Below are 17295 nucleotides of genomic sequence, written 5' to 3' on the forward strand. Positions count from 1 at the left end.
GGGGAGAGGTATGGTTGAAGCGATGAGCGACGTATTGCGCGCGCCAGATCCCGGCTACGATCCGATCCGCGCCTCCGACGCGGTGATCCAGCGGCTGCGCGCCAACCATCCCACGCTGATCGACCTGACCACCGGGCGCGTGGAGCGCCTGCTGGCGGCGTTGGGCCGGCCCGACCTGAAGCTGCCGCCGGTGATCCACGTGGCCGGCACCAACGGCAAGGGCTCGACGGTGGCCTATCTGCGCGCCATCGCCGAGGCGGCGGGCCTGCGCGCCCATGCCCTGACCTCGCCGCACCTCGTGCGCTTCGCCGAGCGCATCCGCCTGGCCGGCAAGCTGATCACCGACGAACAGCTCACCGAACTGACCGACCGTCTCGAGGCGGCCAACGACGGCCAGCCGATCAGCTTCTTCGAGATCACCACCGTGCTGGCGTTCCTGGCCTTCGCCGAGACGCCGGCCGACGTCTGTATCGTCGAGGTGGGGCTGGGCGGGCGCTTCGACGCCACCAACATCTTCGCCGCTCCGGCGGTCAGCGTGATCACGCCGGTCGACTACGACCACCTGGAGATGCTGGGGCCGGGCCTGGGCAAGATCGCCTGGGAGAAGGCCGGGATCATCAAGCACGGCCGCCCCGTCGTCGTCGCGCGCCAGCCCGAGGAGGCGCTGGAGATGATCGAGCGCGAGGCCGACGACCGCATGGCCCCCATGCTGCTGGCCGGCCGCGACTTCGACGCCTGGGAGGAGCGCGGCCGCCTGCTGGTGCAGATGCCCGACCGCCTGCTCGACCTGCCGCCGCCCGGCCTGTTCGGCGGCTACCAGTTCGACAACGCCGGCGTGGCCGTGGCCGCGGCCCTGATGTTCGACCACGGCCTGTCCGACGAGGTGCTGGGCCGGGGCGTCGCCCAGGCCGTCTGGCCGGCGCGGATGCAGCGGCTCACCGCCGGGCCCCTGGCCGAGCTGGCCCGGGCGCGCGGCGCCGACCTGTGGCTGGACGGCGGCCACAATCCGCACGCGGGCCGCGCGCTCGCCGAGGCCGCCAGCCGCATCGTCGATCGCGATCCGCGGCCCCTGGTGTTGGTGACCGGCATGTTCGCCCGCAAGGACGCCGAGGGCTACTTCCGCCCGTTCGCCGAGATGCGCCCGCGGGTGATCTGCACCACCTTCGACAGCCCCAACGCCGCCAGCGCCGAGGAGCTGGTGGACGCCGCCGTGAAGGCCGGCCTCGCGCCCGAGACGGCGGCCAATGTGTCGGACGGGGTGGCGCGCGCCCTGGAGGCCGACGGCCCCGCGCCGCACGTGCTCATCTGCGGCGGCCTGCACTTCGCCGGCGAGGTCCTGGCCATGAGCGAAGAAACCTGGCCGACCTGATTTTCCCTCCCCTTCATGGGGAGGGTGGATCGAGCGTAGCGAGAGACGGGTGGGGAAGGCCATCTGCGGTGCGGGCGCTCACACCCCACCCCGCTCGCTGCGCGAGTCGCCCTCCCCATGAAGGGGAGGGAAAAGGAAAAACCACGAAAAACACGAACCCACACGAAGCCGGCCGCGAAGCCTTTTCGTGCTTTTCGTGTCTTTCGTGGTCCGTCTAGAGGGGCCCCCGCTCGCGCGGAGGGCCGAGGGTCAGGACGTTACGCCGCGGTGGCGACGCCGGCCTCGGTCAGCCACTCCAGGATCTTCTGCTTGGGCATGGCGCCGACCTTCATCGAGGCCATCTGGCCGCCCTTGAACAGCATCATGGTGGGGATGCCGCGCACGCCGTAGCGCGAGGGGGTGGTGGGGCTCTGCTCGATGTCGAGCTTGGCGATGGTGACCTTGCCGGCCAGCTCGTCGGCGAGCTGCTCCAGGGCGGGGGCGATCTGCTTGCACGGGCCGCACCACTCCGCCCAGAAGTCGACCAGCACCGGCTGTTCGGACTGCAGGACGTCGGCCTGGAAGGATTCGTCGGTGACCTTGACGGTGCTCATTCGAAAACTCCTTTGGCGCGTCGGAAATGCCCGATGCGCCCTTTCGATCCGCGCATGTAGGCGGGGCCCGCCCTTGTATCAACCGCTGTGGCGGAGCTCCGCAAGCGTTTGCGTGATCAGCTTTTCTGGAACGGGCATCAGCTTCGGCCCATCGGTCCAGACGATCGCGGCCTCGATGGCGCGTCCGGGGAACACCTCGCCCAGCACCGCGGCGTAGAGCGACATCTGGCGCAGATAGGCCGGATCGGCGTCCTCGATCCGGTCGGGCGAGGGGCGGTTGGACTTGAAATCCACCACCAGCACGCGCGCGGGCAGCACGACGAGGCGGTCGATCCGCCCGGAGATGTTCAGGCCGGCCGGCAGGGCGGCGGCGGTCCCGGCGATGGCCGCCTCGGCCCGCGAGCCCGGCCCGAACACCTCGGCGAAGCGCGGATCGTCCAGCACGCCCAGGGCCGCGGCGGCCATCTCGGCGCGCTGCGCGTCGGAAAGATCGGCCTCCCGCGCCAGCAGCGCCGCCGCGCCCCCCGCGCGCTCGCCGGCCGGCAGATCGGGCAGCAGTTGCAGCAGCCGGTGGATCAGGTCGCCGCGACGGAACCGGCCCAGCCCGCCCGTGGCCGCCAGCGGCGACGGCGCGGCCACGGCGGCGCCTTCTCCCAGGTCGGACGGCGAGGCGTAGCGGGCGTGGGCCTCGGGCGCGGCGGGCCGCCGGGCCCAGGCGGGCAGGGCGGTCGTGGCTTCCTGCGGGCCGGGCGCCGCGCCGCCGAGCGTCTTCGGGTCCTTGCCGTAGCGGCGGAAGGCCACCCCGTCGCATGCCAGCTCGCGCACGCCGGGGGCGATTTCGGCGTGGCTCAGCGCCTCGGCCACCGCGCCCCACCAGCCCTTCAGGTTCTCCACCTTGGCGTCGGCGGCGACCCGCCCGCACAGCACCAGCCGGTCGCGGGCCCGGGTCAGCGCCACATAGAGCAGCCGGAACGACTCGGCCTCCTCCCGGGCCGCCCGCCGCTCGCGCGCCGCCGCCGAGGGCGGGCAGTCGCGGTCCTTCGACGACGACCAGAGGAAGCCGCCGTCCTCAGTCTCCATCAGCGGCGAGCCGCGCGCCGTCCCGCGCAGCGTCGTCTCGGGCAGGAACACGATCGGCGCCTCCAGCCCCTTGGCGCCGTGGGCGGTCATCACCCGCACCTGGCCGGCGGGCGCCTCCATCTCGCGCTTCACGGTGATGTCGAGGCTGGCGAAGCCGTAGGCCAGGCTCTCCAGGTCGGCGACGCCGCGGGCCTCGGCGGCCAGCACCTGGGCCAGGTATTCGTCCAGCGCCTCCTCGGCCTCGGCGCCCAGGCGCTTCAGCAGGCGGTAGCGCAGCGAGCGGCCCTCGGCGTCGGTCCGCGCCAGCAGGCCGGCGTAGAACTCGAAGGGGCGTACGGCCCGCCCCGCCGCCAGGGCCGCCTCCAGCACCGCGGCGGCCTCGCCCCAGTCGGCCCGCTCCCCGGCCCGGCGGCGCAGCACGTCCCACAGCGGCTCGCGGCCCCGGCCATGGGCGAGGTCGTAGAGGCCGTCGTCGGAAATCCCGCAGAACGGGCTCTTCAGCACCGCCGCCAGGGTCAGATCGTCGGCGGGGAACAGGACGAAGCGGGCCAGGGCCAGGAGGTCGTCGAAGACGATGTGCTGCGACAGCGCCAGCCGGTCGGCGCCGGCCACCGGCACGCCCTCGTGCTTCAGCGCCCGCAGGATCTCCTCGAACAGCGCGCGGCGCCGGCGCACCAGGATCAGCACGTCGCCGGCGTTGGCGGGCCGCCAGCCTCCCGCTTCCTTGTCGAACACCGCGTCGCCCCGGGCGATCAGGGCGGCGATCTCGCGGGCGATCTTGCGGGCCAGCCGCTTGTTGGCGCTCTCCTCGCCCTCGGCGTCCAGCGGGGCGTCCCAGGCCAGCCGCTCCTCGCCCTTGGTCTCCGCCTCGGGCTCCCAGACGTCGACGCAGCCGTCGTGGTCCAGGCGCACGGGCAGGTGCCGCACGGCCTCGGGCTCGATGCGCGGCTGGATCGCCTGGGCCAGGTCCCCCGGCGCGAACACGGCGTCGACGAAGCGCAGCACCTGCGGCGTCGAGCGCCACGAGGTCAGCAGGTCCACCCGCTCGAAGCGCAGGCCCGCGCCGCTGGCCCGTTCGCGGTGGAACTCGAACTCGTGGATCAGCCGCTCGGGCTGGGCGCCCTGGAACGAATAGATCGACTGCTTCTCGTCGCCCACGACGAACAGGTTGCGCTCCAGGCCCAGACCCTCCCGCGCGCCGGCGCCGGTGAAGAAGTCCTCGGTCAGGGCCCGCAGGATGGTCCACTGGTCGGCGGCGGTGTCCTGCGCCTCGTCGACGAGGATGTGGTCGATGCCGCCGTCCAGCTTGTAGAGCACCCACTGGGCGGCCTCGGCGTCGCGCAGCAGGTGGCGCGCCTTCTCGATCAGGTCGGTGAAGTCCAGCGCCCCGGCCGCCGCCTTCTCGTGGGCGTAGGCGGTCAGGTAGGCGTGGGCCAAGGTCAGCGCATAGACCGTGTCCCAGGCCACGGCGGCGGCGCGGACCTGCTCGCGGGCCTTTTCGAGCCGCGCTTGTTCCGACAGCAGCAGGACGTGCAGCTCGGGCCGGGCCTTCAGGGTCGAGCTCTTCTCCACCCACGTCGCCGGCGTGCCCTGGCCCTTGGCGGTGAAGAACACCTCCAGCGCGGCGGCGAAGGCGCCCTCGGGCGCCTCGGCGACGGCGGCCATAAGCGCGGCGTTCTTCTGGTCGGTCTTGCCGCCGCCGGCCAGCAGGGCCGCCGCCTCGCGCCACAGGCCCCGGTCCAGCCGCGCCATGGCCGTCGCGGCGATCTCGTCGGGATCGGTCGCGCCCGCGAAGCCGCAGGTCGTCCAGGCCCAGGCCTCGGCGCCCTCCAGCCCGCCCACGTGCTCCAGGAAGGCCGAGAGCGCCGCGCGGCGGGCCTCGAAGTCGGCGAACATCGCCTCGAAGCTCTGGAAGTCCAGCGCCACCGAGAAGCGGGCGTAGGCCTCGGAAACCCCCGCCGCGCCGCCGCCGGCCAGGGCATAACGCGCCACCCCCGCCCGCGCCGCGCGGGCCACGGCGGCCGAGGCGGCGTCGTCCATCACCCGGAAGCCCGGCGAGACGCCCGCCTCCAGCGGGAACCGCCGCAACAGCTTCTCGCAGAAGGCGTGGATGGTCTGGATCTTCAGCCCGCCCGGCGTCTCCAGGGCGCGGGCGAACAGCGCCCGGGCCTTCGAGAGCTCGGCCGGCGCGAAGGCACGCGCCTCCAGCTTGGCCAGCTCGGCCGCCAGCGCCGCGTCGTCCAGCACCGACCAGCCGCCCAGCAGGCCGAACAGCCGCCGCTGCATCTCGGCGGCGGCGGCCTTGGTGTAGGTGACGCACAGGATCGCCTGCGGCTCGGCCCCGGCCAGCAGCAGGCGCGCGACCCGGTCGATCAGGGTCTTGGTCTTGCCCGAGCCGGCGTTGGCGGTGACGAAGGCCGACAGCCGCGGATCGGCGGCCGTCGCCTGCGGGTCGCGCTCGGAGACGGCCGTGCTCATGCGCCGTCGTCCTCGCCGCTGGTCGACCACTCGAACACCCGGGCCAGGTGGTCGTAGTCCGAGACGCGGGCCTTCACGAACTGCGGGGCCGTGCGCGACAGATAGGCCCGCGCCGGGTCGTCGTACCTGGCGACCAGTTCCTTGAGGCCATCCAGGGCGAGCTGGGCGGCCAGCTCGCTTTCGGGCCCGGCGGCGCCGCGGATCTCCACCTTTCCGGCGGGCTTGCGGCCGGTCACCTCCAGATAGGTCAGGTCGCCGGGCTTCAGGGCGCCGATCTCGGGGAAGCCGCCGGCCGCCAGGATCGCCGCGGTCAGGGTGAGCTGCGGGGAGAAGCCGGTGTCGACCTCCTTCTGCGACGGCGCCTTGCCGGTCTTGTAGTCGAGGATGTGGCCATAGCCGCCGGGCGCGGCCTCGATGCGGTCGGCCCGCGCGGTCACGGTGAAGGGCCCGCCCGCCGCCTCGAAGGTGAGCTGGCCCTTCAGCTCTACGTGGATCGCCCGGCCGTCGGCGCGCCGCTCGCGCTCCAGTTCGGCGACCCACAGGGCGGCCTCGCGGGCCAGGGCGGTCTCCCGCGCCAGGGCCGCCTCGCTCAGGCCCGCGGCGCGCAGGGCGTCGACGTACAGCGCCTCGAACTCTCCGGCCGGGTCGGCGGGCAGGGCCTCGGGCCACCGCTCGGCGAAATCCTCGAAGGCCTTGTGGATCGCCGTCCCCCGCTCGCGGGCGTCCGGCGCCTCGTCGGGCCGGCGCAGGGGGTAGAGCTTCAGGATGTCGCGCGCCCACACCGCATAGGGGTCGCGCACCAGGGTCTCCACCCGCGTCACCGCCATCTCGCGCGGCCGGGCGGCGACCGGCGGGATCGGGGCGGGCCGCCCGATCGGCGCGGGCGTCCCGGGCGCGTCCAGCGCCCGCGCCCAGGCCAGGGCCTCGGCATGGCCGGGCAAGGCCGCGCCCGCGCCCTCGGCCAGGGTCTCCAGCCGCCACAGCCAGCGCGACTTCACCGAGGGCGCGCCCTCGCGGCGTTCGGTGTGCAGCAGGATCACCTCGGGCGCGCAGGCGGCCTGGGCGAAGTCGTGCGCCGCCAGCCCGATCCGCCGCTCGGGCGAGGGCAGGCCCAGCGCGCGGCGCATGGGGCGCGAGAGGAACGGGTCCTGGCCGGGCGAGGCGGGCCAGACGCCTTCCTCCAGCCCGCCCAGCACCAGCCGGTCGTCCCGCACCAGCCGCGCCTCGATGGCGCCCAGGATGCGCAGGCGCGAATGGGTGGCCCCGCCGCTGCGCACCGTCTCGCCCTCCATCAGCCGCTGCAGCAGGTCGGCGAACTGGCGGGGCGTGACCGCAGGCAGGCTGTCCCCGGACGCCATCAGGCCCGAGAGCAGGCGGCCGACCGCCTCGCCGTCGTGGCCGGCCCACAGGTCGCCGGTGGCGCCGTCCGCGTCGGCGCAAAGCGCCTCCATGGCCGCGGCGGTGCGCCGGGCCGCCTCGGCGGCGGAGTCGGCCGCGTCCGGCCAGGCGAGACCGGCGATGATGGCCTCCAGCCGTTCGGCCAGGGCCAGGGCGGCCGGCGATTTCGCGGCGCGGGCTTTCAGCTCTTGCCAGTCCCGCGCGCGGGGTCCGCGCAGGGCCAGGGCCTCCAGCTCGGCGCTGTCGCCCAGCCGCGCGTCTCGGTGCTTCATCAGGCCCAGCAGCACCACCGGATCGACCGGGTCGGCGGCGGCGCGGGCGACCAGCGCCGCCAGCGCCCCGCAGGCGCTGCCCGCCAGGCTCTCGCCGGCCGAGGAGTCGGGGATCACCCCCCAGCGCGCCAGCCTCGCCGAGACCCGCCGCGCCAGCACCGCGTCCGGCGTCACAAGGGCCGCGGTCCGGCCGGGGACCTCCAGGGCCTCGCGCAGCAGCAGGGCGGCCGTGGTGGCGGCCTCCTCCTCGGTTCGCGCGCTGACCATCGACAGGCCCTTCAGCCCCTCGGCCACGGGATCGATGCCCTCGCGCCGGCCCTCCTCGCGCAGGCGGCCGATCACGCCCAGCCAGTCGGCGGTCTCCTCGGCCGGGCGCAGGGCCTCGTTGACCACCCGGCGGCGCCAGCGGCCGGCGGCGTCGGGCCGCGCCGACACGGGCCAGAGGCGCACGTCGGCCTTCCGCACCCGCGCGTCGTCCAGCAGGCGCTTCAGCGCGCCCTGCGGGTGCTGCACGTCCACCTTGGCCCAGGCCGTATCGGCCAGTTCGTGGTCGAGGCCCGGCAGCACCACGCAGCCCTGCGGGGCGGCGGCCACGGCGATCAGCAGGGCCCGCGTCGCCGGCGCTGTTCCGGTCGAGCCGGCCGCCACCAGCACCCCGCTCGGCGGCGAGGCCGTCCAGCGCTCGGCCAGCCGCCGCAGCAGCCGCACCCGGCGCTCGCTGACGTCGACGACGCCCAGGTCCTTCAGCCGCGCGGGCCAGCGCTCCAGCGCCGCCTCCAGGAAATCGCGGCTCACCTGCCAGTGCTGGGCGAGTTCGGCGGCCACCAGCCCTTCGAGCTGCGGGCCGATCTCGGCCTCCTCGATCTGCAGGCCGTCGAAGAAGCTCCCCAGCGCGTCGGCCAGCTCCAGGGCGTGGGCGGCCGAGTGGATGCGGCCGGGGACGAGGTCGTCACGCGCATCCAGCTCCGCCACCAGCCGCGTCAGCTCGAAGCGCCGCGTCAGCGGGTCGATGGCGGCGGGCAGGTCCAGCGCCAGGTCGCCGGGCTCGAACGGCGGCTCGCCCGCCTCCAGGTCGCCCAGGGGCCGCATCTGCGGCGGCAGCACGGCGCGTCCCCCCGCCGCGCGGACGAAGGCGTCGGCCAGGGCGCGCGCGCCACGGCGGGTGGGGGTGAGCACCACGGCGTCGGCCAGGGCCTCGGGCCCCAGCGGGTTCAGCGCCTCGAACAGGCCCAGGGCGAGATCGTCCGCGAACGGCCGGTGCGCGGGAATGTTGAACCAGCGCGGCCCCGGCGGCTCGAGGAAGGCGGTCATGAGACCCGGGCGCGCAACTGGGCCTCGGCGACGTCGCGGGCGGCGGGGTCGCCCACCTGCATCCACAGGCCGTCGAGCTGCAGGCCGAAGAGGCGGCCCTTGTCGGCCGAACGGAACCAGACGTCGCGCAGGCTGAACGCCTCGCGCGGGTCGGCGTAGATGGTGCGCGGGTCGATGATCTCGACGCCGAAGGCGTGCAGCGGCGCGCTCGGTCGCTCGCCCCGGTGGGTCAGGCGGCCTTCCGCGTCCTGGTAGAAGTCGCCGGGGGTGTCGAAGCCCAGGGTGCGGTCCTTGGGGATCACCGTGACCAGAGCGTCCATCCGCGCCGGGTCCCATTCGCGGACCAGGGCCTCCATCGCCGGCTCGCCCGGCTTCACCCAGACGTAGTCGCTGTTGCAGCGGAAGATCGGATCGTCGCCCAGCAGCGCGCGGGCGTGCTTCACCCCGCCGCCGGTCTCCAGCAGCCGCTCGCGCTCGTCGGAGATCAGGAACTCGGCGTCGCGGCGGCCCGCGAGGTAGGCCTCGATCTGGTCGGGATGGGCGTGGACGTTCACCACGATCCGCTCGACGCCCGCCGCCACCAGCGGGTCGATCACATAGGCCAGCAGCGGCTTGCCGGCGACCTCCACCAGGGCCTTGGGCCGGTCGTTCGACAGCGGCCGCATGCGGGTGCCCAGGCCCGCGGCCATCACCATCGCTGTCTTCGGCCGGCTCACGCCCGCGCCTCGGGCGGGACGTGGCGGTCGAACCAGGCCTTCAGGCCCGCCAGCGCCGGGTCTTCGAGATCGCGTTCGAGGTAGCGCCAGGTGCGCGGCATGTACTCGCGATACTGCTGGCGGCCCATGAACACCACCTGCCGGGCGAACACGCGGCCCAGGATGCGCGCGGCGTTCGAGGCGGCGAGCGCGCGGTAGTCGGCCAGGAACGCCTCGCGGTCCAGCTCCGGCCTGGCGGCCAGGAACCGGTCCAGCATCGCCGCCTCCAGCTCGGGGGTGATGTCGCGCCGCGCGTCCTGCAGCAGGTGCAGCAGGTCCCAGGCGGGGTGGGCGATCAGGGCGTCCTGGAAGTCGACCATGCCCACCCGCGCCACGCCCCGGCGCTCGGGCAGCCAGAGCAGGTTGCGCGCGTGGTAGTCGCGGTGGGTGAAGACGCTGGCGCCGGCCTCGCCGCGCACCCAGACGGGCGCCCACAGCGCGTCCCACTCGGCCGTGGCCGCTTCGCCGAAGGCCGGCAGGCCCGCGAACTGCGGCCACCATTCCAGGAAGGTGTCGGTGGCGATCTTCAGCGCCAGGGTGTCGTAGGTCAGCAGCGGCCAGCGGAGGCCGCCCGTCTCCAGCACCGGCGGCGGCCGTTCGGCCTGCATCGCCGCCTGGGCGTCCACCGCGGCCTCGTACAGCGGCCGCTCGTCGGCGCCGGCCGCGATCAGGTCGGCGAACAGGCCGTCGCCCAGGTCCTCCAGCACCACCAGCCCGGCCTCGATGTCGTAGGCGTCGATCCGCGGCGCCGACAGGCCGCGGCCGCGCAGGTGCTCCGCCACCGTCACGAACGCCACCGCCGATCCGGCCGCCAGCCGCGCGGCGGCGTTGTAGCCCAGGGCGATCCGCTCGGCGTCCGATGCGCCGGGCGGGCAGACCGCCGTCTCCACCGCCGGCGGTTGGTCCATGAAGAAGCGCGTGGTTCCGTCGGGCAGCCGCAGGCGCTCGAACATCCGGGTCGAGGCGTCGCCCGCGAACGGCTCGCGCCGCGCCGCGCCGAACCCCGAGGCCCGCAGGAACTCGGCCTTCCGGGCCTCACGCTCCAGGTTCAAGTCCACGTCCTTCCCACGCCCCGTGGGGCTTCAGCCGGGCGACCCGCCCTTCGCCCCCGTCGCCCGCGAAGCCGATCTCTATATCGAGTCGATCCGGCGGCAGGCGGCCGCCCAGCCGCTCGGGCCACTCGATCACCGCCGCGCCCGTGTCCAGCGCCTCGTCCAGCCCGATCTCGTAGGCCTCGTCGGGATCGGCCAGCCGGTAGAGGTCGAAATGGGCCACCGACAGCAGCGGCCCCTCGTAGAACTGCACCAGAGTGAAGGTGGGGCTGGGCACGTCCTCGTCGGGGGTGGTCAGCGCCCGCACCAGCGCCCGCGCCAGCGTCGACTTGCCGGCCCCCAGCGGCCCCCACAGGCACACGGCTTCGCCGGGCCGCAGATGCGCCGCCACCGCCGCGCCCAGCCGCGCGGTCGCCGCCTCGTCCGCCAGGATCATTTGGAGGGGATCATGCGAACGGCCGGTCCGGCTCGGCGGGCAGGTCGCGCTCCACATAGGCCTTCAGCCGGGCGGTCACCTCGGCCGGATCGCCGTCCAGCGCCTCGGGCCCGATCAGCGGGCCGCCGGTGAGCGAGAACGGCCGCCCGCCCTTGTTCAGCAGCTCGTGGAACAGGGTGATGTCGCGCAACTCGTTCGACACGTCGTTGAACAGGTGGAACAGCGTCGACCACGGTCCCGCCACGTGCAGCGGCAGCACCGGCGCCTCGTATTTCCGCGCGATGGAGACCGCCGAGCTCATCCACTCCGGGTCGCTCAGCCGTCCGTCGGGACCGCGCCGCGCCAGTCGCCCGGCCGGGAAGATCACCAGGCAGCGCCCGGCCTCCATCGCCTCGCGGGTGAGCGTCAGCGTCGCCCGGGTCTTCTCCCGCGTGCGCTTGGCCTCCACCCACTCCACCGGGATCAGCACCTCGTCGAACCGCGCGGCCACCCGGTGGGCGTCGGCGTTGGCGTAGAAGCAGATGTCGGGCCGCGCCGCCTTCAGGGCATCGAACACCGCCACCCCGTCGGCGATGCCGGTCGGATGGTTGCAGATCACCACGGCGCGGCCCTCGGCCGGCAGGCGCTCCAGGCCCCGCGCCGCCACCTTCAGCGCCAGCAGGTCCGAAACGTGGTCCAGCGCCGTGCGCCCCGGCAGGCGGGCGATGGCGTCGGCCATCCGCCGGGCCTTGGCGTAGTCCAGCATGGCGTAGAGCAGCGGGCGCAGAAGGGGCCATGCCGGGCTCGACGACAGCTTGGGCGCGCGCTCGGCGATCAGCACGTCGACGATGTGGTCGTGGGCTCCGGGTCGGCGGACCGCGGACGCCGGCGTGGCGAGCGTCATGGCCGGAAGATGGACCGGCGCGCGGGGCCGCGGCAAGCGGATCGAAAGCCTAGGCTTTCAGGCGCGCGATCAGGGCCGCGGTGGACGGATCGTGCGCGCCCGCAGGCCCGCCCTGCAGCTCGCCCAGCACCCGCGAGGCCAGGGTCTTGCCCAGTTCCACGCCCCATTGGTCGAAGCTGTTGATCCCCCAGATGACGCCCTCGACGAAGGTCTTGTGCTCGTAGAGCGCGATCAGGGCGCCCAGCCGCTCGGGGTCCAGTTCCTCCAGCAGGAGGAAGCTGGTGGGCCGGTCGCCCGGGAAGGTGCGCTGCGGGACCAGGGCCTCGATCTCGGCGGCGTCGCGTCCGGCCGCTTCCAGCTCGGCGCGCACGTCGTCGGCGGATCGGCCCACCATCAGCGCCTCGGCCTGGGCCACCGCGTTGGCCAGCAGCTTGGCCTGGGCCGCCGGATCGCCCTCGGACCCGCGCCGCACCGCCAGGATGTCGACGGGAATGATGTCGGTCCCCTGGTGCAGCAGCTGGAAGAAAGCGTGCTGGCCGTTGGTGCCGGCGTCGCCGAACACGCTGGCGGCGGTGGCGTGGGCCACCGGCGCGCCCTGGGCCGTCACCCGCTTGCCGTTCGACTCCATCTCCAGCTGCTGGAGGAAGGCGGGGAACAGCCGCAGCCGCTGGGCGTAGGGCACGACCGCGCGGATCGGGCGGCCCAGGCCGTTGCGGTTGAACAGGTGCGCCAGCGCCAGCATCACCGGGGCGTTGCGCTCCAGCGGCGCCTCGCGGAAGTGGCGGTCCAGCGCCGCGGCGCCGGCGTGCATCCGGGCGAAGACGTCGTAGCCCAGCGCCACCGCGCACGAGAGGCCCACCGCCGACCAGATCGAATAGCGGCCGCCCACCCAGTCCCAGAAGCCGAACACCTGGTCGGCGGGCACGCCGAAGGCCTGGGCCTTGTCGGGCGCGGCCGAGACGGCCACGAGGTGGGCGTCGGCGGCGGGGCCCAGGGCGCCGCGCAGCCAGGCGCGCGCAGTCTCGGCGTTGGTCAGGGTCTCCTGGGTGGTGAAGGTCTTCGAGACGGTCACCACCATGGTTTCGGCGGGGTCGAGGCCCGTGAGCGCCAGCGCCAGCTCGGCGGGGTCCACATTGGCGGCGAAGCGCAGCTCGATCTGCGGGTCGACGGGCCGCAGCGCCTCCCAGATCAGCCGCGGCCCCAGGTCCGAGCCGCCGATGCCGATATGGACGACGGCGCGGAACGGCTTGCCCGTCGCGCCCCGGCGCGCGCCCGAACGCACCGCCTCGGCGAAGGCGCGCATGGCCGCGCGGCTGGCTTCGACCTCGCCCGACACCGGCGTCCCCCCGGCCGAGAAGCCCGCGCCGTCCGGCGCCCGCAGCGCCATGTGCAGCGCCGGGCGGCCCTCCGAGGCGTTCACCACCGCGCCGGCGAACAGGCGGTCGCGCGCGGCCTCCACGCCGCTCGCGCGGGCGAGGGCGGTGAGCACGTCGAGGTCGGCCCGCGACCACGTCTGCTTCGACAGGTCGATCTCCAGCCCGGCGGCGGTCAGGCCGAAACGGGCCAGCCGGTCGGGCTCGGCGGCGAACAGGTCGGCGATACGGCGCGCGGCGGCGGCCTGGCCGGCCTCGGAAAGGGCCGCCCAGGCGGCGTCGGTCTCGGGCACTCACTCTCTCCAGGCCGTCATCGCCCGGCTTGTCCGGGCGACCCATGAACACAGATACCGCAGGACGGGCTGCGACGTCGCCGTACCCTTGCTTTGCGCGCGGTGTCCATGGGTGGCCCGGACAGGCCGGGCCATGGCGTGTCGAATGGCGGGCGCGCCGCCGATCACTCGGCGGACGAGTACTTCACGGCGCAGCCATAGGGCCGCGTCGCCGGCGTGGCCACCGGGCGTCCGGCCTTGATGTCGGCCAGCGCCGCCTCGACGTAGTTGGTGGCGCCCTTCAGGCTGGCCGGATCGGAATAGGGGCGGTCGTCGATGCCGCCCATGTAGACCAGCGTCCCGGCCTTATCGATGATGAACATGTGCGGCGTGGCCTTGGCCTCGTAGAGCCGGCCCACCGTGCCCTCCGGGTCCAGCAGCACGTCGCTGGAATGGGCGCCCACCTTGGCCTTCCAGGCCTTGGCCTCGGGCGGCGTCAGATAGCCCTGGAAGCCCGGGGCCGACGAGATGATCGTCAGCCACTCCACGCCCTGCGCCGTCGCCTCCTTCTGGATGCGCTGCATGTTGCCCGCGCCGTAGTGCTTGCCGACGTACGGGCAGCCGTTGTTGGTCCACTCCAGCACCACGGTCTTGCCGCGGAACTCCGCCAGCGAGCGGGTCTGGCCGTTGTAGTCCTTCGCCTCGAAGGCCGGCGCCGGCTGGCCCAGCAAGGGTTCGGCCGCGGGCGCCGCGCTCGGGGCGGCGAGGGCCGCGGCGGCGGCGAGGGAAAGGAGAAGTCGGCGGTCGATCATCGGACGCCTCCTGCGCGTAGGGGTTCGGGTCAGGCCGGCCCGGCGGCCGCGTCCAGCGCCTTCACCACCAGGCCCTCGGTCAGGATGGCCGGAAGGATAGCCGGATCGCCCCCCTTCGCGCCATACACGAGATAGAGCGGCACGCCCACGCGGCCGAACCGGGCCAGGTCCTCGGCGATCTGCGGGTCGCGGTTGGTCCAGTCGGCCTTGAGGTAGACGGCGTTGTTGCGCTCGAGCGCCTTCGACACCGCCTTGGTCGACAGCGCCACCCGGTCGTTGACCTGGCAGCTCACGCACCAGGCCGCGGTGTAGTTGACCAGCACCGGCCGGCCTTGCGCCTGCAGTTCGGCCAGCCGCTGCGGGCTGTAGGGCTCGTAGTTCAGGTGCGCCTCGCCCGAACGGGCCTCGCGCGCGCCGGCCTGGGCGTAGTCGGGCCAGACCGCGCCGCCCGCCACCGCGACCGCCGCCAGCACGGCGCCGGTGATCGCCAGCGGCGCGGCGTGACGGCCCACCGCCGCGCGCCGCTGGGCCGCGCCCAGCAGCCAGCCGGCCAGGGCCAGCACGATGCCGGCGCCCAGGATGCGCGGCACCGCGTCCGAACCCGTCTGCACGGTCAGCACCCAGACCAGCCACGCCACCGCCCCGTACATCGGGAACGCCAGCGCTTTCTTGAACGTCTCCATCCAGGCGCCGGGCCGGGGCAGGGCGTTGATCAGGGCCGGGACGAAGGCCACGGCCACGAACGGCGCCGAGAAGCCCACGCCCAGGGCCGCGAACACCGCCAGCGAGGCGGCGGGCGGCTGGGTCAGGGCCCAGCCCAGCGCCGCGCCCATGAAGGGCGCCGTGCAGGGCGCGGCCACCACCACCGCCAGGGCGCCGGTGAAGAACGCGCCCAGGATCCCGCCGTGGGCGGCGAAACCCGAGCCCAGGCCCTGCAGCGAGGTCCCGATCTCGAAGAGGCCCGACAGGTTCAGCGCGATGGCCAGCATCAGCAGCGCCAGCGCCGCCACCACCGGCGGATCCTGCAGCTGGAAGCCCCAGCCGGCCTCGCCCCCGGCCGCGCGCACCGCGATCAGCACGCCGGCCAGCCCCAGGAAGGTCAGGATCGCGCCCGCGCCGAAGGCCAGGCCCTGGCGGCGCGCGTCGCCGTGGGCGCCGCCGTGGCCGGCCAGCGAGGCGGCCTTCATCGCCAGCACCGGGAAGACGCAGGGCATCAGGTTGAGGATCAGCCCGCCCACGAAGGCGAAGGCCGCCGCGCTCAGCAGGCTCAGGCTCGACGCTCCGGCCGGGAGCGCGGCCTTGGCCGGCGGCGGGCCCAGGCCGCCCGCGTCCGGCGGGATCGGGCCGGCCGTCGCCGTCACCTCGTAGGCCTTGTCGGCCAGCGCCAGTACGCCGGCCATCTCGGTCGGCGGCTCGGGCGCCTGGAAGCCATAGCCCGCCGCCAGGCTCAGGGTCAGGCCATCCGGGCCGCGGTCGATCGGCTGCGGCTGGGCGTGGTCGATGACCGTGCCGGAATAGGGGTAGAAATAGGCGCCGGCCAGGTCCGCGCCTTTCAGCGCCGCGCCGGTGATCGCCAGCTTCACGACCGCGCCGTCCTTCTCGAACGTGGCGTTGAGACCCGCCGGCTGCGGCGCGTCGGCCAGGGTCTTGTCGATCGTCGGGCCCCACTTGGGATCGGCCGGCGCGGGGCCGTCGGTGACCGGCAGGCTGAGCGTGAGGTTGGCGTCCTCCGGCACGCAGACGTCGGCGCACACGAGGAATTGGGCGGCGGCCTTCAGCGTCACCGTCTGGCCGGGTTTCAGGTCGGCCGGCGCGGTCAGCGACAGCGGCAGCAGCACCTCGCCCTGGTAGCCGTAGTTCACCAGCGGCCCGACGGGCAGGCGGTGCGGCGTGGGCCAGGTGAAGTCCGAGGCGCTCCAGCCCTGGGGCAGGTCCCACTTGAGCTTGGTGGCCTCGCCGCTGTCGCCGGCGTTGCGCCAGTAGGTGTGCCACTCGGTCTGGATCTGCTGGCGCAGGGCCACGTGGATCGTCTGGCCGGGCGCGATCCCCTTGGTCGCCGAAACCAGCTCGGCTTTCAGGTGGCCGGTGTTCACGGGCTCGGCCGCCGCGCCGGTCGTCAGTCCGGAAAGGAAGAGGGCGGCCAGCGCGCCCAGCAGAATTCGCATCGTCACCTCGAAGCCGGCTTACTGGCGCTATATGGCCTGCCGATGTCCGGCGCGCAAAGTCGGCGGCCTCGCCGCCGCGCCTCCAGGCAAGTTCGCGCGGGCCGGCCCAAAGGTTACAGCGCGCGCGCGTCGGGCCTCGACTCAGGGCGTCGGGCGGCCATGATCGGAGAATCGCCTTCGCCTCCAGGGAGTCCGCCGTGCCCGCCTCGTTCGACGATATCGAGATCGGCCAGGTCGTCCCGCTGGGCGCCGCCGCCGTGGACGCCGCGGCGCTGGAGGCCTTCGTCAAGGCGTTTACCCCGGGCTGGACCCTCGACCGCGGCGCCCCCGACGCCATGGTCTACGCCATCTGGGCCCGGCTCGACGCCGTGGCCGCCACCGACTGGCCCCAGACCAAGCGCCTGGGCGTCGACGCCCTGCGCTGGATGCGCAACCCGCCCTCCGGCGAACTCCTGCGCGGCCGCATGACCGTCATGGCCAAGGACCCGGTGGGCGAGGGCAAGGGCATCGTCATCGCCCAGCACGACCTGCTCGACGAAGCCGGCCGCCTGGTCTTCTCCTGCCTGACCCGCAGCGTCTTCCAGCGGTAGGGGATGAGCGGGAAATCTTGACATCCCGCCCTTGATGTTCTATCTTTGTTCTCATTGGAACATCGCCCCGACATCGCATCCGACCTCGACGGCCTGAGCCGCCTGTCCGAGCGCCTGCTGGGCCTCGCCATGCGCTACGCCGACCGCATCGAGGCCCTGGCCGAGGATGAGGACGACAAGGCCGTCGCCCTCGCCCGGCCGCTGGAGGGCTTGGCCCGCTCCTATCGCCAGACGCTGGCCATGAAGGCCCGCCTGCGCCGCGAGGTCGGCGACCTGGAACGCGCCCAGCGCACACGCGAGATCCTCGCCAACCGTCCCGCCCCCGACTTCGGCGTGCTCAGCCGCATGGCCGAGGTCGAGGAAGCCGTCAGCGCGCTCATCTGGTCCGAGCACGAACGCCCCGAGGCCGAACGGCTCGAAGACGAACTGGTCGACGCCCTGCACGAGGCCTTCGAC

13 protein-coding genes are annotated in these 17295 nt (G+C 74.0%); 3 read left to right on the forward strand and 10 right to left on the reverse strand.

What is annotated here, in order from left to right:
* Positions 1-22 precede the first annotated feature (22 nt).
* Positions 23-1369 (forward strand): folylpolyglutamate synthase/dihydrofolate synthase family protein, encoded by a 1347-nt coding sequence (locus tag GC203_RS22495; RefSeq protein ID WP_293459083.1) that lies wholly within the window; start codon positions 23-25, stop codon positions 1367-1369.
* Positions 1370-1626: 257 nt separating this feature from the next.
* Here the strand turns inward: GC203_RS22495 and trxA are convergent, their stop codons facing one another.
* From trxA to GC203_RS22545, 10 genes are all read right to left on the reverse strand, one after another.
* Positions 1627-1962 carry a thioredoxin gene (gene trxA / locus GC203_RS22500; RefSeq protein WP_293459085.1) on the reverse strand — a complete coding sequence of 112 codons (336 nt, stop codon included), beginning with the start codon at positions 1960-1962 and terminating at the stop codon, positions 1627-1629.
* 78 nt (positions 1963-2040) lie between these two features.
* Complete coding sequence (gene addA, locus GC203_RS22505; protein WP_293459086.1) at positions 2041-5520, reverse strand: double-strand break repair helicase AddA; 3480 nt, start codon at positions 5518-5520, stop codon at positions 2041-2043.
* A complete protein-coding gene (addB, locus tag GC203_RS22510; protein ID WP_293459087.1) occupies positions 5517-8501 on the reverse strand; it encodes a double-strand break repair protein AddB in 2985 nt (994 codons plus the stop codon). The genes addA and addB overlap by 4 nt, the downstream gene beginning before the upstream one ends.
* On the reverse strand, positions 8498-9217 hold the full coding sequence (locus GC203_RS22515) for a nucleotidyltransferase family protein (protein WP_293459088.1): 720 nt from the start codon (positions 9215-9217) through the stop codon (positions 8498-8500). Before GC203_RS22515 ends, addB begins: the two co-directional genes overlap by 4 nt.
* On the reverse strand, positions 9214-10308 hold the full coding sequence (gene amgK, locus GC203_RS22520; RefSeq protein WP_293459090.1) for an N-acetylmuramate/N-acetylglucosamine kinase AmgK: 1095 nt from the start codon (positions 10306-10308) through the stop codon (positions 9214-9216). The genes GC203_RS22515 and amgK overlap by 4 nt, the downstream gene beginning before the upstream one ends.
* Positions 10292-10744 (reverse strand): tRNA (adenosine(37)-N6)-threonylcarbamoyltransferase complex ATPase subunit type 1 TsaE, encoded by a 453-nt coding sequence (gene tsaE, locus GC203_RS22525; protein ID WP_293459092.1) that lies wholly within the window; start codon positions 10742-10744, stop codon positions 10292-10294. Before tsaE ends, amgK begins: the two co-directional genes overlap by 17 nt.
* Before the next feature lie 10 nt (positions 10745-10754).
* On the reverse strand, positions 10755-11627 hold the full coding sequence (locus tag GC203_RS22530) for a 1-acyl-sn-glycerol-3-phosphate acyltransferase (protein ID WP_293459093.1): 873 nt from the start codon (positions 11625-11627) through the stop codon (positions 10755-10757).
* 49 nt (positions 11628-11676) lie between these two features.
* Positions 11677-13293 (reverse strand): glucose-6-phosphate isomerase, encoded by a 1617-nt coding sequence (gene pgi / locus GC203_RS22535; RefSeq protein ID WP_293459095.1) that lies wholly within the window; start codon positions 13291-13293, stop codon positions 11677-11679.
* A 164-nt stretch (positions 13294-13457) separates the two neighbouring features.
* Entirely contained in the window at positions 13458-14084 is a 627-nt protein-coding gene (locus tag GC203_RS22540; RefSeq protein ID WP_293459097.1) for a thioredoxin family protein, read from the reverse strand.
* A gap of 29 nt (positions 14085-14113) precedes the next feature.
* The gene (locus GC203_RS22545) at positions 14114-16249 is read right to left on the reverse strand and encodes a thioredoxin family protein (RefSeq protein WP_293459098.1); all 2136 of its coding nucleotides are present in this window, start codon (positions 16247-16249) and stop codon (positions 14114-14116) included.
* Between the two features lie 197 nt (positions 16250-16446).
* Here GC203_RS22545 and GC203_RS22550 point away from each other — a divergent pair, with 197 nt between their 5' ends.
* Together GC203_RS22550 and GC203_RS22555 are read left to right on the forward strand one after the other, a co-directional pair.
* Positions 16447-16839 carry an acyl dehydratase gene (locus GC203_RS22550; RefSeq protein ID WP_293459100.1) on the forward strand — a complete coding sequence of 131 codons (393 nt, stop codon included), beginning with the start codon at positions 16447-16449 and terminating at the stop codon, positions 16837-16839.
* A 45-nt stretch (positions 16840-16884) separates the two neighbouring features.
* Positions 16885-17295, forward strand: a 411-nt coding sequence (locus GC203_RS22555) for a hypothetical protein (RefSeq protein ID WP_293459101.1), incomplete at its 3' end; no start/stop codon positions are given.

Source organism: Phenylobacterium sp., assembly GCF_016124325.1.
In the GTDB taxonomy this organism is placed as follows: Bacteria; Pseudomonadota; Alphaproteobacteria; order Caulobacterales; family Caulobacteraceae; genus Phenylobacterium.

Bases quoted from the DNA above. Each gene is read 5' to 3' on its own strand.
- GC203_RS22540 (WP_293459097.1), bottom strand. From the start codon at position 14,084: ATGATCGACCGCCGACTTCTCCTTTCCCTCGCCGCCGCCGCGGCCCTC.
- addA (WP_293459086.1), bottom strand. From the start codon at position 5,520: ATGAGCACGGCCGTCTCCGAGCGCGACCCGCAGGCGACGGCCGCCGAT.
- trxA (WP_293459085.1), bottom strand. From the start codon at position 1,962: ATGAGCACCGTCAAGGTCACCGACGAATCCTTCCAGGCCGACGTCCTG.
- GC203_RS22495 (WP_293459083.1), top strand. From the start codon at position 23: ATGAGCGACGTATTGCGCGCGCCAGATCCCGGCTACGATCCGATCCGC.
- GC203_RS22545 (WP_293459098.1), bottom strand. From the start codon at position 16,249: ATGCGAATTCTGCTGGGCGCGCTGGCCGCCCTCTTCCTTTCCGGACTG.
- tsaE (WP_293459092.1), bottom strand. From the start codon at position 10,744: ATGATCCTGGCGGACGAGGCGGCGACCGCGCGGCTGGGCGCGGCGGTG.
- addB (WP_293459087.1), bottom strand. From the start codon at position 8,501: ATGACCGCCTTCCTCGAGCCGCCGGGGCCGCGCTGGTTCAACATTCCC.
- GC203_RS22530 (WP_293459093.1), bottom strand. From the start codon at position 11,627: ATGACGCTCGCCACGCCGGCGTCCGCGGTCCGCCGACCCGGAGCCCAC.